Below are 20826 nucleotides of genomic sequence, written 5' to 3' on the forward strand. Positions count from 1 at the left end.
AATGGACTACAGCTTATTTCTTGTATATAATTGTAAATTGAATTCCATATATAGACTAGGAGCACACACAATGAAAAAATACATACTACTCTTGTTCAGTATTGTACTACTCATTCCTATACATGCCTCTGCACAAACATCATCAAAGCCAAAAGTACTTGTTCTATATAGTACAACAGACGATAAGGTTTCAAATAATGTCCAAATCCTTAATACTCAGTTAGGACATTTTACAAATGATATAACTGTGAAAAGCTTGAAAGAGGCAACTACAATTACTAGCGCATCTTCTTATACACATATTGTTTATATCGGTGAAAAAAAAGAAGAGTTTTCTGATGAAACAAAACAATTTCTAGAAAAATTCTCAGGTCCCGTCTTAGTGTTAGGACAAAATGTCGAACAACTATCTAATCGTTTTTCTTTCATTACACTGAAGGAAGATGATATACGCGTTAATAAAATTGAATATCCAAGCAATAAGCTGAAAAACACTTTAAAAGAGGAACGATTGATTCAAGCGTTTGATACGACTGGAACCATTCTTGCTAACGCTTTAAGCTCAAATAGTACTAATCCATTAATCGTTCAGCATGGAACATCTTATTACGTTGCAACGCCAAACCTTTTTGATTGGATGTCTCATTACGTCGGCGAAATGCTATTTTCTTACTTCGAACAAAAACCAACGAAAAATAAAATTGAAGCGTATCTACGCCTTGAGGACGTTCACCCAGCCGCAGATATAAATCAATTAAAAGAAATTGCTGAATTACTAAAAGAGAAGAAGATCCCTTACATGATTACAGTCATTCCGGTATATACAGATCCGGATACAGGAAAAACGATACACTTAAGAGACAAACCCGAATTAGTCGATCTTTTACGCTCTATGCAAGATGATGGTGCCTCCATCATTATGCATGGCTATACTCACCAATTTTATGACAGTGAAACTGGTGAAGGCTTTGAATTTTGGGACGTAAAAACAGATCAACCAATTCGTCAACCGAAGCATGAAAAACCAAAAACAAAGGATGACTTTCCCAATACAGAAGCATATAACCAATATGTAAAAAAAGGGGAAGAGTTTGAAGAAAAATATACGACTGATCATATCGAAAAAGGCATTCAAGAACTTGTAGATGCTAAACTATATCCTGTTGCATTTGAAGCGCCTCATTACACAATGTCTCAAAAAGGGTATGAAATATTATCGAGGTACTTTTCAACCTATGTAGGACAACTACAGTTAAGTGATACAACTTGGAAATCCATGCACTCTCCAGCATACAGAAGTACACCATCATTTCTACACGGAATGAAATTAATGCCTGAAACAGTTGGATTTATTGAAGAAGATAAACCGCAAGCTATTGCGGAAATGAAAGAACGTGCTTTATCTGTTGCTAAATTATCCGATGGAGTTATTGGTGCATTCTATCATCCTTACTTAGGTGTGCAACCATTAAAAGAAGTTTTAACGGATCTAGAAAGCATTCCAAATATAGAATGGATTGATTTACAAAAAGAGACGAACGAAGTAAAAATGAAAGATATTCATATTACTACTAGTAAAGACGGCATTCATGTTGAAAAACCAACAAGTGCAGCTGATATAATTGATTATATAAAACAATATGGGTTCTTCCTTATACTTGGATTCATTACCATTGTCTTTCTTTTATTATTAAAACGTGCGAAAAAATTAGAATCATAATGAAAAAACACCAAGCGAGATGCTTGGTGTTTTTTCAACCTAAGTCGAAACGTGGCATTTTATTAACAACCCATTGATCATTTTCATAAATAAACTCTACTTCTACTTCTTCCGTTACATTATCGTAATCGTTATACGTTTCTACCTGTGCTTTTATCTTACCATCCTGTAACTGAGCAGAAATAATCTTTATGTATTTAGTCCCCGCTCTCGCTCCTGGATCCCCCATGACATAGTGCATCTTTCCATTTAATTCTTTAATATACTCACTCTTCATATATTCTGCTATGAATTGTTTTGAGAAGTACGTCGATAGCGTAGTCTCTAAAGCAGCCTTCGTATTATAAGTAGGATTCACTAATTCCCCATATGAGAAATTCCCTATTCGTTTTGGGCTTCCTGTTAATGCCGCTATTTGAATATTAGTAAGTTCCTTTTGCGCATTTAATACTTTCTTTAACAGAACATCATCCGCTAATTTTTTATCTTTTGCTTCATTTGATTTCTTTGTATCCAGATTCAGAATAGTTCCATTATCCGTATAGAGATACATATCTCCTGCTACAAAATATAAATAGGATTTAGTTGGTTCGACCGCTTTATTATAAATTACCTTTTCATTTCCACCATTAAGTTTCTTCTTATACACTCCATCCTTTTTCAAGTAATAAAAAGTATCGCCTTTCATATTCATCTGTAAGGCATCCTTTACCAATAACTTTTCCTTATTTTGTTGAGTGTCTATCTCATATATACCGTGCTCAGCTTGATTTGTTTCAAAAGGCAATGAAAAGTCGACAACAGCATATAATTTTTCATTATTATAAGTAGCACTAGATATTGTTGCATAATCTTCTTTTGACCAAGTTTTATTATCTTTTGTTACCTGTGTTCCACGATTTTTATTCCAATGTAAAATACTATCATCTATTGTTCGAGACCAACCAGAATTTTTAAACGCCGCTTCTTCTTCCTGTCCCGTTTTTAAATCCATTTTTACAATCCCTACAATATCAAAACCACCATGCTCAGAATACTTTTTCGGATAAAATAACGTTTGGTCTTTTATATAAACATAATTTGTATCTGTTTTTAACGTGTCCAGCTTTTTAGAAGGTATATCATACTTCATTAAAGAAGATAATCCCGTATTTTTATCTTCATCCGTATGAATAAAATATAAAGATTTGTTTTTTATATTTATGTAAGAAGCATTTACGCCTTTTACTACATGCTCTGATGTTTGAAATTGATCCTTCGTACGATAAATTCCTCCTGTATTTTCATCCCCATTTACCGCATAGTAAATCCATCCATTACTCTCTGCCATTTTTCCTTTATTAGAACTGTTTCCAACCGTATTCCCATTTCCCTCATTTTCTTTCATCTGTTTTTCAACTAATGGATCAATTTGTTCTTCCTTTTTTTCTTGTGCTACATTTGTATTTGCAACCTTTTGTTCTGCTTCACACCCAAACGTTGCAAGTGAAAGCGCCCCGGCCATAATCGTAATAGCTATCTTTTTATATGCTCTCCCCATTTTCTCCCCTACTTCCTTCATCAAATTAAACACAACATAAATTATAGAAAATATTAGAAAAAATATCCATAATAAAAAGGATAAGAGCAATTCTCCTATCCTTTCAAATAAAATTGAATTGTATTTTCATATATTATTTCTGTAACCTCATCAACAGGTACGTTTTTGATGATACTGATTTCTTTTAGTACTTCTCGAATCATTTTAGGGTGCGTCATAGCATCCTCTTGAAATTCCCATGGCCCATCTGTTTCTACCATCATATATTCAAGCGGATAATACGAAACGATTTTTCTAATTTTCTCCTTATGCAAAACATCCGGTGTAATAGAAATATAATAACCGTTCCTCATCATCCGTTTCATTGTCTCTTCACTTCCTTTAAACCAATGAAAATGTGCACGTGAAACTTTATATTCCTCAAGTAAATCACATACAGTGTCAGCATCCTCATAAACTGCGTGCAATACAATTGGTAAATCGAGCTTACTAGCTAGTTCTATAAATCTTTTCAATACCGATATGTATGGATCTACAGTAACCCTTTCATCTTCTTTCCTTAAATAATACGGCAAGCCGACTTCACCGATTGCAACAATTTCCTCAGCATGCTCTTCAATGAGTTGATAAATCCGCTCACATTCTTCTTTATAAATCGGTTGCTCTGGATGAAAACCCAGAGCTGGATATATAAAAGGATATTGTTTTGCTAAAGATAGAGTTTCTCGACATGATTGATAATTCATAGATACTGCAATAAGCCCCGTTATCGCTTTGCTATTTTCTACATCTTTAAGTAATCTGCTTTTCTCTTCATCCTTATATTGATCAACATGTATATGGCTATCAATCCATTTCATCTTTATGCCCCCATAAAAAAAACAAGAAAGGATCTCCCTTCTTGTTTTTTTATCTATATTATTTAACAACTAAGTTTGTTATTATATCAAATAATCCAATACACACTACGGCAACAGTAAAGTAGCTACAGAAATCTTTAATTGGAAACTTCACTACTTCTTCTTTACGCATCCCATTTTTCTCCCTTCTTACTAAATCCCTAATTACTTTATCTATTTGTATCTATTATGCAAAAAATATGACAAAATTACTATCGAATTAACTTACGTAAACCTTACAATGTTGTAAGGTTCAAAAAAGAGCCTCATCTAAATACAGATGAGGACTATTAAAAATTAGTTGGTTTTCATTCTTCATTACATTACAAACAGAAAGTAATACATTGAGACTTTCTACTTATACTATATTAAATTTACTCTCTTTTAACTATCGAATTGCATTACAGGAGTCTTACATGTTTGTAAGCTATATGTAATGTAATTCGATAGTTCCCCTTACCTATATTTCGTACAATAAGGTTAGAAAGCAAGCCAAATAAGAAGAACACTCACATAACCAAATTACATTGCTAGTAGTCTACTCTTCTTATATCTTTCATTTATACTACTACAATGTGTCCCCTTCCCCTTTATATAATAAAATGCCCTAGTTCCTATGGACTAGGGCATTTTTTATGCGTCGAATAAATACCCCCTACTAGTATTTTATCTTTCGACAAAAAATAGATGGGGGTATATTTTACTATCTCATCGCTAAAAGTTTACTCTTCGCATTTATAGGAATATTTGTTGCTTCAATCTCTTCAATCGACTCACCGTAACATCCTTTTGCGAACACCTTTAACGCTTCATCTCTCTTTAACATATGTTTAACTGTTTTCTTTATTTTTTGTTCTTTTCCACGTTCATCAAATGCAATAAATTCATATTCATACCATTCATCACCAACATGCTGACCAATCGTATTCACTATCGTATAGTATTCTTTTGTCTTATAAAGTGGATTGTATTTATCAATAACTGGCCCAAGTTTCGTAGGCAGTAACGCTACTCCTATTACCGCTATCGCTATTACAGTAGTAATCATTTTTTTCTTCATATAAACCTTCCTCCTCTGCAGGATATCTATACATCCATTTTAAAAAGGAGGAATGAAATCTACCATTCAATCCCATTACATTACCCTTACATTTTTGTAAGCATAAAAAAGATGAACGAATTTACTCGTTCATCTTTTAGCTTGCTTTAAAGCCACCGCCAAGTACATCACGTACATCGTGAATAACAACAAAAGCATCTTCATCTACTCGGCTAATAACTTGTTTTAACCTAACAAGTTCTTGTTTATTTATAACTACATATAATACTTCTTTATTTTTACCCGTATATCCGCCGCGTCCTTCCAATACAGTGACACCACGTGTCATGCTTTTCGTAATAGCTTCACGAATTAAGTCAGGTTGATTTGAAATGATCGTAACAGCCGTTTTTGTATCCATTCCTTCTACAATGAAATCAATCACTTTCGCTCCGATGAATACAGCAACAAGCGTATACATTGCTTTTTCTTGTCCTATTATAAATACAGAACCAGCAATTACAACAATATCAATAATAAGTACACCTTTACCAACGCTCCAACCTAAATATTGATTTGCTAACTGCGCTAAAATAGCTGACCCTCCTGATGTACCTCCGGCTTTGAACATACAACCTAATCCAACACCTACAAATACACCAGCAAATAAAGCTGCTAATAACGTATCACTATTTACGTGATACTCAATGTGTTCTGTAACATATAAAAACAAAGATGTTTCTACAATCCCTAAAATTGTATAAACCATCGTTTTCTTATCAAAAAATTTATAACCAATAGCCAATAAAACCGCATTTAAAGCAAAATTCACAATTCCTGGCGACCAACCAAATAAATAGTAAGTAACAACCGTTACACCAATAATGCCACCTTCTGATAAACGGTTTGGAATTGCAAAGTAATTAATACCAATTGCGAATAATAATGAACCAATTGTAATTAGTGTTATTTCTTTAATACGTTGATTAACCATAGTTCATGCCTCCCCCCATTTGACATTGTATCACTATCGCCTAGAGGTTTAGAAGTGGTTTTTATTCCACATTTTTTCTCATAAAGACCAATATATTATGTTTAAACAAAGGGTTGATTAATTATTCACGTTCGCTCTAATCGTACGAACAAACTGCTCCACATTCCCTTTCTGAATATACTTGGCTCTAACGGTTTCATGATTACAAGTAAACTCGAAACATGGACGGAAATCTATGTCATCTATATGCAAATATGAGTAACCTTTAAATGTTGCGGGATAGTACGGAAATTTCCCGTAAAAAAGGAGACGTCTGGTAGTGGCAGCGAAAATTCCATGTTGATAACATAGCGTAAAATTGTCCTTCTCAAATATCCCTACCACAAAGGCTAAAATTTTTTCGTCATCCTCTACATATTTTTTCATACTTAATAAAAGTTCATTCATGCATATTCCTCCAAATTCTATTCATTGTTTTAACACTCGAAAAGAATCCATGGATTATTACAGACCGGTTTAATTCTTTTATAAAGTATGAAACGCGTTTCCTGTCAAAGGTATTTCAATAAAATAATCCGTTATGCGATTATACACATAACGGATTCTACCTAAACTGTAGATCGTTCCACAAGTTCATAAGGAATTTCCACCTTTTCTTGTTTAGAACTCCCATCACTTACTTGCTTGTAAAACATTTCAAAAGCAGTTTTACCTATCTCCTTTAAATTTTGATCAATAGTTGTCAGCTGTAGCACTTGTGAAATGGGCTGATTATCAAAGCCAATAATCGCTAAATCTTCCGGTACCTTTATACCTAAGCTTTCAATTTCTTTCATAATCCCAATAGCCACTTCATCTCCAGCTACCATTAATGCTTCCGGACGATTCCCCATCTTCTTTAATCTATGAGCGACCCTTACACCATCTCCTAATGTAAAACATTCTGTAAAAATCCACTCTTCAATGACTTCTTCTTCTATAGATTGCAATTGCTCCTTATAAACATCAAAACGCTTTTGACTACTTGGTCCTAATTTCCTTCCTGTACAATAACCAATTTTTTTATAACCTTTCTCAATCAGATAATCCATTCCTAATCGAAAGGCTGCCGAATGATTTGTATATACGCTTGAGATATTTAAAATATCATTATCTTCACAAGCAACAATTGTCCCATAGGAAGCATACGGCTCTATCGCTTCCCAATCATTCGCACGAGAACAAATAATAAGACCGTCCAATTGTTTTGTTTTTAACATATGTAAACTCTTCAATTCTTCTTTTTTATTATAATTCGTTTGGCAAAGCAACACTCTGTAATTATGAGCTAACGCCCCCTCCATTATCCCTCCTACCATTGCATCGAAGCTCGGATGATTAATATAAGGTAGAATCACACCAACAATATTCGTCTTCCCCTTTGATAAATGAACAGCATTTGCATTTTGTGAATAATTCAACTTCTCAACTATATCTATAACAACTTTCCTTTTTTCTTCACTTACATATGGATGTTCATTCAATACTCTCGAAACAGTCGTAACCGAAACTCCCGCCATCTTTGCAATATCTTTAATATTAACCATGCACTCACCTCTACTTTTAACTTAATGAATCTCATTAACATATGTCAAATCTTCTCACCATTACACCCGTATTCGTTTTTCTTACAAAAGTGTAATTTTTCTGTAAGCTAATTCGATAGTAGCTCTACGCAATATTTCATACAATTAAGTCAGAAACAGGGCAACAACCAATCGAAAAGGAGCGGATCGATATGATGAACAAAATGAAATCAAACAATTTTATGAATACAATGAGCATGGTATTTTCCGCTCTTATCGACGCAAAAGCTGTTGCTTCTACATTAAACCAGTAAGGAGAATGTATTATGAATAACATCACTTTTAACAAATTAGATTTTTTAGGACTAGCTAGCGGCTCGATTCTTCTTACTGCTTTTATTTACGCTGCTACGCTTATATAAACTTTGTGTCCCCTTTCCCCTTTATATAAATAGTAATAGAAAAGACGACCGTCTATGCCCGGTCGTCTTTTCTATTTTTGATTTGATTGCAAAGCTACCTTTAGCTCTTCAAACTTTTCATTTAATTGGTCTGTCATCATTTTCATAGCTGTTTTTCGGTCTATTTGTTCTCCCGCATCAATTTGAATCGGATCTCCAAAAATTAGTTGCGCCCTTTTTCCTTTTATTAATTCTTTTACACTTGATGGGCCAATATAAGCTGCCGGTACTAATGGAACGTTAGAACGCAGCGCAATCGTAACAGCCCCAGCTTTTAATGAAACATCTTCTGATGATCTCGTTCCACTCGGAAAAATCCCGACTACCTTTCCTTCTTTTAATAGGCGTGATGGAATTTTGAGTGTACTCGGTCCTGGATTCGCACGATCTACGGGGAATGCATTTACATTTTTAAAGAACCAATTTTTAAATTTCCCTTCAAACAATTCTTTTTTTGCCATGTAATGAATCTCAGTCGGATACATCCCTGTCGCTAACATTAACACATCCATAAAACTTGTATGTGTACACGCAACAACATACGGGCCACCTTCTGGTAATTTCTCTCTTCCTTGCACTTCTACTTTCCCAGCTGTTTTAAATATATATTTCAACAAAAATGTAATTGGTTTATACATTTGTTTCGTCCCTTTCTGAACATCCGAAGTATAATCATTTTCTTAAAACAATTATAACACTAAGTTTTAGGAGTTGGTAACAATTTTAAGTATTAATTGTTACATTTCAATTCTTACAAAAGTGTAATTTTCTTGTAAGCTAATTCGATAGTTACTTCTTGCAATATTTCATATAATTAAGTCAGAAAGAAACAAGTAAGGAGAATGTATTATGAATAACATCACTTTTAACAAATTAGATTTTTTAGGATTAGCTAGCGGCTCCCTTCTTCTTACTGCTTTTATTTACGCTGCTACGCTTATATAAACTTTATGTTCCCTTTCCCCTTTATATAGAAAAAGACGACCGTCTATGCCCGGTCGTCTTTTTAAATTTTTCTTTCCTTTAATTCTTTTAAAAGCTGTATCAGTTCAGCTTGTTGTTTTATCTTTTTACGACCATTTCGATTAATTGCTGCAAGCTCGCAAGCAACTCCGACGGCGAAGAAAAACAATAAACTTTCTAGCATGTAAAATCCCCCAATTGCCTATTAAACAGCTTGGCGTAATTGCTCTTCTTGTAAAACTCGCTTATTTATATTTTCTTCTTTTCTCTGACAAACGTTATTGCGAATAAGTGCTGCAATAACAAGTAAAGTTCCTGCAATATCAAACATTGTTATTTGATATCCTTGCATCATCATAATAACTAAAGTCGTAATGGGCACAAAATTAATAAATAAAATACCATTAATAGATGATAAGATTTTCACACCATAATTCCAAGCAAGTAACGCTATGATACCTGGTAATGTCATCATAAATAACAAATCATATTTCACAATAGAAATCGTTCCCATACTCGGAATTGATATATATCCAAGCGATGTAATAATTACGGTTATTATTCCCGTGACAGTTGTACCAAATACACACGTCAGCGTAGAATAACGTAACGTTGACCAATCGCTACACGTTTGACCACCCATCGTATAAATAACCCAGCCTACAACTCCAATAAATATAAATGCTAGCGAAAACATGTTATCCTTCAATGTTAAAAAGAAACTCATGTCACCTTTCGTAATAACAAATACAGCTCCTACAAAAGCGATAATCATGCTCGTTATCATATACTTTTTCGGTTTTATATGCTTATATCCCCATAAAATACAGATAGAAATCATCGGCATAAGTGCTTCCATAATAGAGGCTACCATTACACCTGATTTCCCCATTAACATTTGACCTAAAAATATGAGTACATTATATACAGTAAACGCCATCGTTCCAAAAAAGACGAGTAACTTTCCTCTTCCCTCTAAACGAAATGCCTGTTTCCCTTCTTTCATTAATAATAATACAATCAGTACTATCGCCACTGCTCCATAGCGAATAAGTGAAAAATAAAATGGATCTATGTATTCTAGCGCATGATCAGCAACCGGAAACATCGCTCCCCATGACATACTTGCGATTAAACACGCCAAAGCGCCTATTATCATTTGACCTCTTCTCACCACAATCCTCCTCTTCTTTCTATTTGCACAAAGAGAATTGTAAAAGAAAAAATATATCACGTAAAATGATTCAAAATGATGTTAACTATCATTTATAATGATAGTTAACATCAAGGGGGATCGTAGTATGGAATTAAGAGACTTACAAATCTTCCAAAGCGTCGCTGAATACGGTAGTGCCAGTAACGCCGCAAAGGAATTAAATTACGTACAATCAAATGTAACAGCACGTATTAAACAATTAGAGAACGAGCTAAAAACACCGCTCTTTTATCGTCATAAACGAGGCATGACTTTAACAGCTGAAGGGAGGAAAATGCTCGTTTATGTTAATAAAATTTTGCAAGACGTTGAAGAATTAAAACAAGTATTTTTAGATAGTGAAACACCCTCTGGTATATTAAAAATCGGCACAGTCGAAACAGTAAGTACATTACCTACCATTTTGTCTTCTTACTATAAAAGCTATCCAAATGTCGATTTATCATTACAAGCTGGTCTAACGGAAGGACTTATTAGAGAAGTGCTTGATCATCAATTAGATGGTGCCTTTATATCAGGTCCTATTAAACATCCACTTATTGAACAGTACGATGTTAGTACAGAAAAATTAATGCTTGTGACACAAAATAAAGCTTTTCATATAGAAGAATTTACAACGACGCCCCTACTCGTTTTTAATCAAGGATGTGGATACCGTTCCAAACTAGAACGATGGCTTAAAGATGAAGGTTTACTACCAAAAAGAATTATGGAATTTAACATATTAGAAACTATATTAAATAGTGTAGCACTCGGTCTTGGGATTACACTCGTTCCCCAGTCTGCGGTGCAACACCTTTCTACAGCAGGTAAAGTACACTGCCATCCAATTCCCGAGAAATACGGCAGTATTTCAACAGTTTTCATACGCCGTAAAGATAGTTATATGACCAATTCAATGCGAAGCTTTTTAAAAACAATTAAAGAGCATCATCACATTAATTTGCTTTAAAAGACATTCTTACAGGAATGTCTTTTTTTCTTACAAAAGTGTAAGTCTTTCGTAAGCTAATTCGATAGTTGCAGGTGACCATATTTCCTATAATTAAGACATAAGCAGGGCAACAACAATTCGAAAAGGAGCGGATACGCATGATGAACAATATAAAATCAAACAAATTTTTAAATACAATGGGCATGGTGCTATCCGCACTTGTCGATGCAAAATCTGTTGCAACTACATTAAACAAATAAGGAGAGATCATGATGAACAACATTACTTTCAACAAATCAGACTTTATCGGCCTTGCAAGTGGAGCAACTCTTCTTACAGCTTTCATTTACACACTTGCTCAAAGTCTTGTTTAACAATTCGTTTCCCCAACCCCCTTTATATAGAAAGAGCTGCTCGTCTTATAGACAAGCAGCTTTTTAGTTTGTTTCGTATATAATTTGACCTGTTTTCGTCATATCATATCCACCAATTGCTTTTAATTCATTATGAAATTCTTCTGATTGCAGAATTCCTTTCACAACTTCGATAAGCTCTTCATTTTCTTTATTCTTCAAAATTACTAAATCATACTGCTCTTTCATGATTGGAATAAAATCTACATTTACAATTTGCGAAAACTTTTCTGATCCTACCCCAACATCAGCTTTCCCATTCGCAACTTGCGAGGCAACACCAAGATGATTCGATTCTTCCCGTTCATATCCGCTAATATGTTCTTTATTTAATTTTTGAATTCGCAATTGCTCATCCACTAATACCCTAATACCAGAACCTTGTTCTCGATTTATAAATCTGATAGAGGATTGGGATACGTCAGCCCATGTCTTTATTTTCTTTGGATTCCCTTTTTGCACATAAAACCCAACATTTCTTGCCAATAAATTAATCATAATACATGGTTGTCCCACTAAAATACGTTTTACGTAAGGAACATTATATGTACCCGTTTCCCCATCAAACAAGTGAAGACTAACGATACTTCCTTCTCCCTGATACATTTTCACTAAACTCGTTAAACTACCTTGATACGCTCTTAAAACATTTGAACTTAGCAAACGATTTTCTATACGTTTTGCCAACATATCTAACGTTAGTTCTTGCCCGCTAATAATGCATGTATTCAAGATACTACTATCGTCCTTCTTTGCAGAGGTAACTTGTATCTTTCCTGTTTTCATTTGTTTTATATATTGTTCTAAATCTGCTGCATCAATACGCATCTGTCTACCAACTCTATAAGAAGGCAGCTCTCCTTTTTTAATTAAGTCGTATACAGTTAGTTTTGATACTTTTAATCGCTTTGCTACCTCTTCCGTTGTGTAGGAATGATGATCCATAGACGATTCCTCACTTTCTTCCTTCATTGTAACAAAGAAAAGAATATTTCTCCTATTTTTTAAAAACAACTCAATCGTTCAAATTATATTCAATTATAACTAGTTATATTTAGTTATATTTAGTTATATTTAGTTATAATTGAATATGTCAAAACGAAAGGGGATTTTTTTATGAACAAATTCACATTACGATCCATCGGGGCACTTATACTTTCTTTCCTTCTTATATTTAGTGCTGCTTGTTCAAACGGGGAAAAGCAAGAAAAATCAGCTACTAAAGAGGGAAAAACAGTCGAACTGACTATATCAGCTGCTGCAAGCTTACAAGATGCATTAAAAGAAATTGAACAACAATATAAAGAGAAAGAGCCAAATATTCAACTTTCTTTTAACTTCGGTGCTTCTGGTGCACTTCAACAACAAATTGAACAAGGTGCACCCGCTGATTTATTCTTCTCTGCAGCAGAAGATAAATTCCAAACCCTTGTTAAAAAAGGATTCATTGATGAAAAAGAAGGAAAAAACCTTCTTGGAAACGAACTAGTTCTAGTCGTTCCAAAAGATAGTTCTCTTACAAAATTTCAAGATTTAAAAGATGAGAAAATCAAGAAGATTGCACTTGGTACACCTGAATCTGTACCTGCTGGAAAATATGCAAAGGCTTCTCTCACACATGAAAATCTTTGGAATGACATTCAAAATAAAATCGTATTTACAAAAGATGTTCGCCAAGTGTTAACATATGTAGAAACAGGTAATGTCGATGCTGGTATTGTATACAAAACAGATGCTCTCATTTCAGACAAAGTAAAGATTGGTGAGACGGCAGCAGCTACTTCTCATGAGCCAATACACTATCCTTTAGGTGTTATAAAAGAATCAAAGCATAAGAAAGAGGCGACTTCGTTTTATGAGTATTTACAGTCAAAAGATGCACAATCTATCTTTAAGAAATATGGATTTACAATCCTGCCATAATTGCTATGAGCTTTGATACAATTTTGTCACCTGTCTTTCTATCTTTGCGAGTAGCTGCGTGCGCCACCATTATCGTTACGATTTTGGGAACGATTATTGGACGAGCATTAGCGCGATCCTCGTGGCGATATAAAGTACTACTAGAAACTGTTTTCTTATTACCAATGGTGCTTCCACCAACTGTTATCGGCTTTTTTCTCATTATCATTTTCGGAAATAACAGTCCCATTGGAAAGTGGATTGAATCATTATTTCAGCAGTCCATTATGTTTACATCTACTGCTGCGATCATTGCTTCTACAGTCGTTGCATTTCCACTTATGTATCAATCAGCAAAAACAGGGTTTTCTATCGCGAATGTGCAAATTGAAGATGGCGCACGCGACCTTGGTGCGAGTGAATATCAAGTTTTTCTACACGTTACACTCCCACTTGCATTTCCTGCGTTACTAAGTGGTATGATCTTGAGCTTTGTTCGGGCACTAGGAGAATTTGGTGCTACACTCATGTTTGCGGGAAATATTCCTGGTAAAACACAGACAATCCCAACAGCCATTTACATGGCCATTGATGCAAGTGATATGCAACTCGCTTGGACTCTTGTCATCATAACGATTAGCATGTCACTTCTATTTTTATTATGTATTCAACTCATTAATAAACGAATTACCACTTCCTAAAGCAGCTTTCGACAAAAGCTGCTTTTTTTATTTCCCGAAAAATAAAATGGTTTAATTAATGACTGAATTTTACTTTTTATTCAAATATACATTTTATTTGAATTCACTTTCTAAAACAGTCAATTTCCTGTTATTATATGGAGGTGTTTGAAAAGATGAAGAAATGAAAACGCATTTATATCGTAAGTTCTTCATCCTGTTTTAGCGATCGGTAATCTTCTACTCTATTAGTGGGGCATTACCGATCGTTAGAACGATATGTAATTATATTGGTATAGCAAAACGAAGGGAGTCTTGTAATGGACATTTTATTAGCGCTTCTTCCTGCAATTGCATGGGGAAACATCTTATTAGTAAGCGTAAAAATGGGCGGTGGCGCATATAGCCAAACGGTAGGTATGACAATCGGTGCTCTATTCTTCGCAACAGTTATGTATGTATTTACTCAACCAGCTTTAACAATGACAATCTTGATTGTTGGTTTTATTTCAGGTTTATTCTGGGCTTTAGGACAAGTAAACCAATTAAAAACAGTTGAAAAGTTAGGTGTTTCAACTACTGTAACTATTTCTACTGGTATGCAACTTGTTGCAACTTCTATCTTTGGGGTTATCGCTTTTCATGAGTGGACTACTACTACAACGATCATTATGGGAACGATTGCAATCCTACTAATTGTAGTTGGTGTTGTATTCACTTCATTAGATGATAAAGAAAATGCACAGCCACCAGGACAATTGAAAAAAGGACTTCTTACTTTAATTGTTTCTACTTTCGGCTATCTTGTATATGTAATTATTATTCGTTGGTATAATATCGATGGTTGGTCTGCTATTTTACCGCAGGCAGTTGGTATGTTCGTTGGGGCAGTTGTACTGACATCTAAACATAAACCATTTAACAAATATGCAATTCGTAATGCTTTATCTGGTTTACTATGGGGAACAGGAAACTTATTCTTACTTCTTTCATTACCACGTGTCGGAGTAGCAACAAGCTTCCCATTATCTCAAACTGGTATCATTATCTCAACATTCGGTGCGATTGTCTTCTTAGGCGAAAAGAAAACAAAACGCCAATTGATCTTTATTGCACTAGGTAGTGTTTTAATTATCGGTGGCGCCGTATTGCTTGGTATGACGAAAGCATAGACTTATATTCCATTAATCCCTGAAGTATAACTACTTCAGGGATTTTTTAATTACAACTATTTTTCAAATATAATAATATTTATAACCTTTTTGTATCAATCCTCCTCCCTCCAATTTCATTCTTTTCACTATAAGCCTTTTCTTTTTACAAAATTCTCTTAAAGATGGTATCGTTTTTTATAACATATCTCCACTAGAAAGGAATAAAGGATATGCAAAATAAACATCGAATTTTATTTATTGGTGCCGGTCGTATGGCAGAAGCTATATTTTCCGGATTACTGAAAACAAGCAGAGAATATATCGAAGAAATTATCGTTTCCAACCGAAGCAACGTAGAAAAGCTAGAACAATTACAAGGGCAATATAACGTGTCTACTACAACAGATTGGAAGCAGCATATTGCATCTGTTGATACGATTGTTTTAGCGATGCCACCTGCTGCACATGAACAGTTATTAAAGGAGTTATCTCCTCTTCTAACCAACCAATTTGTCGTAACAGTAGCTGCCGGAATCGGACCATCTTATTTAGAAGAGAGACTTCCCCAAGGCACACCTGTTGCTTGGATTATGCCAAATACAGCTGCTGAAATTGGTAAGTCTATCTCCTTATATACAATGGGACAATCAGTAAACGAGATGCATCAAGAAACCCTGCAACTGCTGTTAAGAGGCATTGGTACTTCACAACTTTGCACCGAGGAAGAAATTCATCAGCTTACTGCAGTTACTGGAAGTGCACCAGCTTTCCTTTATTACTTTGCTGAAAGCTTGATTGAAGCAACAAAAAGTTATGGAGTCGATGAAGCAACCGCAAAACACCTTGTCATTCAAATGATTTCTGGCTCTGCTTCTATGCTTGAACAGACGCAAGATCCAGCTAACCTCCGCGAACAAGTAACAACACCAGGCGGTTCCACAGCTGAAGGTCTTAAAACTTTATATGAATATAATTTTTCAGAAGCAATTCAACAAGCAGTAGAAGCAACAAACAAAAAAGCTAGGGGGAAATAATATGAATTTAACAAGTTTAAAAGACTATACAACATTGCATAACGGTGTGAAAATGCCTTGGTTCGGCTTAGGTGTTTTCAAAGTAGAAGATGGATCGGAAGTAATCGATTCTGTAAAAGCAGCGATTAAAAATGGATACCGTAGCATCGATACTGCAGCAATATATCAAAATGAAGATGGCGTTGGTCAAGCAATTCGCGAATCCGGTATTCCTCGTGAAGAGTTATTCATCACTTCAAAAGTGTGGAATAGCGATCAAGGCTACGAATCAACACTTCAAGCTTTTGAAACGACTTTAGAAAAATTAGGTCTAGAATATTTAGATTTATACCTAGTACATTGGCCTGTAAAAGGGAAATATACTGAATCATGGAAAGCGTTAGAAAAACTTTATAAAGATGGTCGTGTTCGTGCTATTGGTGTGAGTAATTTCCATATCCACCACTTACAAGACGTATTTGAAATCGCTGAAATTAAGCCAATGGTTAACCAAGTGGAATACCATCCACGCTTAGCACAAGAAGAATTACACACTTTCTGTAAAGAACATAACATCCAACTTGAAGCTTGGTCACCATTAATGCAAGGGCAACTACTGGATAATCCAACCTTACAAGAAATCGCTACAAAATATAATAAATCGACTGCACAAGTTATTTTACGCTGGGATTTACAAAATGAAGTTGTAACGATTCCTAAATCAATTAAAGAACACCGCATTATTGAAAATGCAAACATCTTCGACTTTGAATTAAGCTCAGATGATATGAAAGCAATTCAAGCTTTAAATGAAAATCATCGCGTCGGTCCAGATCCAGATAACTTTAACTTCTAGTAGGAAACCACTGCCATATGCAGTGGTTTTTTTACTTTTAAAAAAACTGAAAATTTAAACTATATTTCATTTGATTGACACCTTCGTATCCAAGGTGTAAGATTTTGAATTATCAAAGAAACACAAAAATTAATAAAATTTATTCGTTTACTCATTGTATCAAGAGAGGTGGAGGGACTGGCCCTTTGAAACCTCGGCAGCAGGTTCATTTTGAATACTGTGCCACTTCCTGCAAGCTTTATGCTTGAAAGATAGAATGAGGGACTTCGTTTATATACGGGTGCATAACTTGTACGTAAAAATCCCTCTTTCTCAATCAGAAAAGAGGGATTTTTTTATTTTTCATTTCCCTCATCATCATCCAAACTTATTAATTATTTAGGAGGAAAATCAAATGAAAAAGAAGTTTGTACCCGGTATCGCATCAGTTGTAGGAGTAAGTATTTTATTAACTGGTTGCGGTAGTTATAAAAACGAAGCTAGCGGAGCAAATGCAAAAGACGAGGCACCTAGTAAACAGGTTTTAAACTTATCTTCACCTACTGAGATTCGAACGATGGATACAGCTCGTGCTACAGATACTGATTCTGGTCAAGTAATGAGAAACGTATTTGAAGGTTTGTATAATCTTGGTGAAGGTAATAAACCTGTTCCTGGTGTTGCAAAATCTCATGAAGTAAGTGGCGATAAAACGAAATACACATTCCATTTACGAGATTCAAAATGGTCAAACGGTACTCCTGTTACAGCAAAAGATTTTGTCTTCGCTTGGCAAAGAGCTGTTGACCCAGCGACAGCCTCTGAATATGCATTTCTATTCTTTGATATTAAAAACGCAACAAAAATTAACAACAAAGAACTTCCAGCCGACCAACTTGGTGTAAAAGCAGTTGATGACCATACGTTTGAAGTAGAATTAGAGCGTCCTGTTCCGTACTTTATTAGCTTAACAGCGTTCCCAACATTTCTACCAATTAACGAAGAATTCTTTAAAGCACAAGGTGATAAGTACGCTTTAGAAGATAATACAATTTTGTACAACGGGGCTTTTACACTAAGCGATTGGAAGCACGAACAAAGCTTTAAATTCAAGAAAAATCCTACCTATTGGGATAAAGATACTGTCAAACTGGAAGAAATCAACTTTAACGTCGTAAAAGAAAAATCAACAGAAGTAAATTTATTCGAATCTAAACAATTAGACCGTATCAAACTAACATCTGACTTCGTTGATAAATATAAAAAAGATGCTAACTTTAAAGAACGTCCAAACGTAGGCGTACAATTTTTACGTATGAATCAGCAAAACAAAGTACTTCAAAACGTTTCTGCACGCCAAGCAATCAATCAAACAATTGATAGAAAATCCTTTGTAAATACGTTATTAAATGATGGCTCTACACCAACTTATGGTCTCGTACCAAAAAACTTTGCAAAAGGGCCTGACGGAAAAGACTTCCGTGCTGCAAACGGCGATTTAACAAAAGTTGATACAAAATCTGCACAAGAATTATGGAAAAAAGCAAAAAAAGAACTTGGTTCTGAAAAGATCACATTAGAATTGTTAACAAGTGACGGTGACCTTGAGAAGAAAACTGGTGAGTTCCTAAAAGGGCAACTAGAAAAGAATTTAGAAGGCTTAACAGTAAATATAAAACCGCAACCGCGTAAGCAACAAGTTTCACTTTTATTAAAAGGTGACTACGAAATCGGAATTGACGGTTGGAGCCCTGACTTTGCTGATCCAATTACATTCCTTGAATTGTTTACAACAAATAATCCTTACAACTTAGATCATTACTCTAATAAAGAGTTCGATGAAACAATAGAAAAAGTGAAAACGACTTTAGCTGGTGATGAAAAGGCCCGCTTTGACGCATTAATAGCGTCAGAAAAAATATTGTTTAAAGACTCTGTTATCGCTCCTCTTTATCAAAAAGGAGAATCCTATTTAGAACGTTCTTATGTGAAAGGCATTGTGCAAGTGGACTTTGCAGGTCAATTAAACTTCAAGTGGGCAAAAATTGAAAAATAAAATACAATTTTAATCATCGTGTTTCCACTCACACCTATTGTTTTTTTAGCAAAATATATTAAAAGCAGATTCCCTAATACGAGGAAATTTGCTTTTCCAATATATTATTTTACGAAATTAATACTCCATTTTTTATTATTGACATATAGTTCTTACCAGTGTTAATATTCTAAATAATCAAAGAAACGAAATATTTAACCATCAAGATATAATGTCTACTACGTTGAAACATATAACGATAGATTATAGTTCAACATGTATATATGTATAGAACACCTAACTACCTACATACACATATCCATAATAGGTTTTCTCTTCTATAGCTACACTTCAAGACATGGACATTATGACGTTACGAACAACACATTTAGGGAGGAACGAACAATGAAGAAAAAAGTTGTACCTGTTGTTGCATCTGTTTTAGGGGCAAGTCTACTACTAACTGCTTGCGGGGGAAATAAAGAAAATACAAGCGGAGCGAAAGCAAACGATAAAGCACCTAATAAACAAGTAATTAACTTATCATTTGCTTCAGAAATTCCAACAATGGATGTTGCAAAAGCAACAGACGGGGAATCTATGAACGTAATGCGCAATGTTTTTGAAGGTTTATATGCAATGGGAGAAGATAATAAGCCTGTTCCTGGCGTTGCTGAATCGGTTGACGTTAGTCCCGATAAAACAAAATACACATTCCATCTTCGTGATTCGAAATGGTCAAACGGTACTCCTGTTACAGCAAAAGACTTTGCCTTCGCTTGGCAACGTGCCGTAAATCCTGAAACAGCAGCTGAATATGCATTCTTATTCTTCGACATAAAGAATGCGAAACAAATAAATCAAAAACAATTACCGGTTGATCAACTAGGCGTCAAAGCTCTTGATGATAAAACTTTAGAAGTACAACTAGATCGTCCTGTTCCCTACTTCTTAAGCTTAACGACATTCTCAACATTCTTACCAATTAATGAAGAGTACTTAAAATCCCAAGGTGATAAATATGGTTTAGAAACAAATCATTTAATTTACAACGGGGCTTTCACATTAAATAACTGGAAACATGAACAAAGCTTCCAATTGAAGAAGAACCCTAATTATTGGGATGCTAAAACGGTAAAACTAGAAGAAATCAACTTCAATGTCGTTAAAGATAAGTCTACAGAAGTTAACTTATATGATTCAGGACAAATTGATCGTGTTGCTTTAACTGCGGAGTTTGTTGATAAATATAAGGGCGATCCAAACTTCAAGGAACGCGCTGAAGTTGGTATTCAATTCTTACGACTAAATCAGAAAAATGAAGTATTAAAAAATCAACATGCACGCCTTGCTATTAACGGAGCAATGAATAAAAACATACTAAGATTAGTAGTGCAGGCCAAGGCATTGGTTCGCACTACTATTTTTTATATAGTAGAAGTGAAGAAAGGGTCGTGTATGCT

Annotated in this window: 22 protein-coding genes and 1 riboswitch; of the genes, 12 read left to right on the plus strand and 10 right to left on the minus strand. The window is 34.7% G+C overall.

Translation table 11 applies throughout. The annotated features are described in order from the left end of the window. Positions 1 to 70 precede the first annotated feature (70 nt). The gene (locus MR065_RS21355; RefSeq protein WP_242214987.1) at positions 71 to 1720 is read left to right on the plus strand and encodes a DUF2334 domain-containing protein; all 1650 of its coding nucleotides are present in this window, start codon (positions 71 to 73) and stop codon (positions 1718 to 1720) included. 34 nt (positions 1721 to 1754) lie between these two features. Here the strand turns inward: MR065_RS21355 and MR065_RS21360 are convergent, their stop codons facing one another. The 6 genes from MR065_RS21360 to MR065_RS21385 form a co-directional block, all read right to left on the minus strand. After that, positions 1755 to 3260 (minus strand): DL-endopeptidase inhibitor IseA family protein, encoded by a 1506-nt coding sequence (locus MR065_RS21360; RefSeq protein WP_242214988.1) that lies wholly within the window; start codon positions 3258 to 3260, stop codon positions 1755 to 1757. Between the two features lie 95 nt (positions 3261 to 3355). Beyond that, positions 3356 to 4120 carry a TatD family hydrolase gene (locus tag MR065_RS21365; protein ID WP_242214989.1) on the minus strand — a complete coding sequence of 255 codons (765 nt, stop codon included), beginning with the start codon at positions 4118 to 4120 and terminating at the stop codon, positions 3356 to 3358. Positions 4121 to 4862: 742 nt separating this feature from the next. Further along, positions 4863 to 5219, minus strand: a complete 357-nt coding sequence (locus MR065_RS21370; protein WP_242214990.1) for a YxeA family protein — start codon at positions 5217 to 5219, stop codon at positions 4863 to 4865. 136 nt (positions 5220 to 5355) lie between these two features. Beyond that, on the minus strand, positions 5356 to 6192 hold the full coding sequence (locus tag MR065_RS21375; RefSeq protein ID WP_097903026.1) for a YitT family protein: 837 nt from the start codon (positions 6190 to 6192) through the stop codon (positions 5356 to 5358). Between the two features lie 117 nt (positions 6193 to 6309). Then, a complete protein-coding gene (locus tag MR065_RS21380) occupies positions 6310 to 6639 on the minus strand; it encodes a PH domain-containing protein (RefSeq protein ID WP_097903025.1) in 330 nt (109 codons plus the stop codon). Between the two features lie 161 nt (positions 6640 to 6800). Continuing rightward, complete coding sequence (locus MR065_RS21385) at positions 6801 to 7778, minus strand: LacI family DNA-binding transcriptional regulator (RefSeq protein ID WP_242214991.1); 978 nt, start codon at positions 7776 to 7778, stop codon at positions 6801 to 6803. A gap of 305 nt (positions 7779 to 8083) precedes the next feature. On the opposite strand from MR065_RS21385, the gene MR065_RS21390 reads away from it, so the two are divergent. Beyond that, positions 8084 to 8179, plus strand: coding sequence for a DUF3948 family protein (locus tag MR065_RS21390; RefSeq protein WP_078173584.1), 96 nt, complete (start codon positions 8084 to 8086; stop codon positions 8177 to 8179). Positions 8180 to 8250: 71 nt separating this feature from the next. Here the strand turns inward: MR065_RS21390 and MR065_RS21395 are convergent, their stop codons facing one another. Further along, positions 8251 to 8856 (minus strand): lysophospholipid acyltransferase family protein, encoded by a 606-nt coding sequence (locus MR065_RS21395; protein WP_144492695.1) that lies wholly within the window; start codon positions 8854 to 8856, stop codon positions 8251 to 8253. A gap of 211 nt (positions 8857 to 9067) precedes the next feature. Between MR065_RS21395 and MR065_RS21400 the strand changes: the two genes are divergently transcribed. Then, entirely contained in the window at positions 9068 to 9163 is a 96-nt protein-coding gene (locus tag MR065_RS21400; protein ID WP_001060006.1) for a DUF3948 family protein, read from the plus strand. 61 nt (positions 9164 to 9224) lie between these two features. Here MR065_RS21400 and MR065_RS21405 read toward each other — a convergent pair whose 3' ends face one another. Beyond that, positions 9225 to 9365: a YrzO family protein gene (locus MR065_RS21405; RefSeq protein ID WP_002115427.1), complete on the minus strand. Its 141-nt coding sequence runs from the start codon at positions 9363 to 9365 to the stop codon at positions 9225 to 9227. A gap of 21 nt (positions 9366 to 9386) precedes the next feature. Then, positions 9387 to 10355 carry a DMT family transporter gene (locus tag MR065_RS21410; RefSeq protein WP_242214992.1) on the minus strand — a complete coding sequence of 323 codons (969 nt, stop codon included), beginning with the start codon at positions 10353 to 10355 and terminating at the stop codon, positions 9387 to 9389. 127 nt (positions 10356 to 10482) lie between these two features. Between MR065_RS21410 and MR065_RS21415 the strand changes: the two genes are divergently transcribed. After that, positions 10483 to 11349 carry a LysR family transcriptional regulator gene (locus MR065_RS21415; protein WP_097903021.1) on the plus strand — a complete coding sequence of 289 codons (867 nt, stop codon included), beginning with the start codon at positions 10483 to 10485 and terminating at the stop codon, positions 11347 to 11349. 254 nt (positions 11350 to 11603) lie between these two features. Next, positions 11604 to 11705 carry a DUF3948 family protein gene (locus tag MR065_RS21420; protein WP_001060020.1) on the plus strand — a complete coding sequence of 34 codons (102 nt, stop codon included), beginning with the start codon at positions 11604 to 11606 and terminating at the stop codon, positions 11703 to 11705. A 63-nt stretch (positions 11706 to 11768) separates the two neighbouring features. Here the strand turns inward: MR065_RS21420 and MR065_RS21425 are convergent, their stop codons facing one another. Continuing rightward, positions 11769 to 12716, minus strand: a complete 948-nt coding sequence (locus tag MR065_RS21425; RefSeq protein ID WP_242215002.1) for a substrate-binding domain-containing protein — start codon at positions 12714 to 12716, stop codon at positions 11769 to 11771. A gap of 144 nt (positions 12717 to 12860) precedes the next feature. On the opposite strand from MR065_RS21425, the gene modA reads away from it, so the two are divergent. From modA to MR065_RS21460, 7 genes are all read left to right on the plus strand, one after another. Further along, the gene (modA, locus tag MR065_RS21430) at positions 12861 to 13667 is read left to right on the plus strand and encodes a molybdate ABC transporter substrate-binding protein (RefSeq protein WP_242214993.1); all 807 of its coding nucleotides are present in this window, start codon (positions 12861 to 12863) and stop codon (positions 13665 to 13667) included. 5 nt (positions 13668 to 13672) lie between these two features. Further along, positions 13673 to 14347, plus strand: a complete 675-nt coding sequence (gene modB / locus MR065_RS21435) for a molybdate ABC transporter permease subunit (protein WP_242214994.1) — start codon at positions 13673 to 13675, stop codon at positions 14345 to 14347. Between the two features lie 299 nt (positions 14348 to 14646). Further along, the gene (locus tag MR065_RS21440; protein WP_000353550.1) at positions 14647 to 15498 is read left to right on the plus strand and encodes a GRP family sugar transporter; all 852 of its coding nucleotides are present in this window, start codon (positions 14647 to 14649) and stop codon (positions 15496 to 15498) included. Between the two features lie 212 nt (positions 15499 to 15710). Then, positions 15711 to 16514, plus strand: a complete 804-nt coding sequence (gene proC / locus MR065_RS21445) for a pyrroline-5-carboxylate reductase (protein WP_242214995.1) — start codon at positions 15711 to 15713, stop codon at positions 16512 to 16514. 1 nt (position 16515) lies between these two features. Next, positions 16516 to 17349 (plus strand): aldo/keto reductase, encoded by an 834-nt coding sequence (locus MR065_RS21450; RefSeq protein WP_242214996.1) that lies wholly within the window; start codon positions 16516 to 16518, stop codon positions 17347 to 17349. 153 nt (positions 17350 to 17502) lie between these two features. Continuing rightward, a riboswitch (SAM riboswitch) is annotated at positions 17503 to 17607 on the plus strand. Positions 17608 to 17743: 136 nt separating this feature from the next. Beyond that, positions 17744 to 19384 (plus strand): peptide ABC transporter substrate-binding protein, encoded by a 1641-nt coding sequence (locus MR065_RS21455; protein ID WP_242214997.1) that lies wholly within the window; start codon positions 17744 to 17746, stop codon positions 19382 to 19384. Positions 19385 to 19768: 384 nt separating this feature from the next. Further along, the coding region (locus MR065_RS21460; protein ID WP_242214998.1) for a peptide ABC transporter substrate-binding protein at positions 19769 to 20826 on the plus strand (1058 nt) is incomplete at its 3' end.

The organism is Bacillus cereus group sp. BfR-BA-01383 (assembly GCF_022663495.1).
GTDB classification, from domain to species: Bacteria; Bacillota; Bacilli; order Bacillales; family Bacillaceae_G; genus Bacillus_A; species Bacillus_A cereus_AU.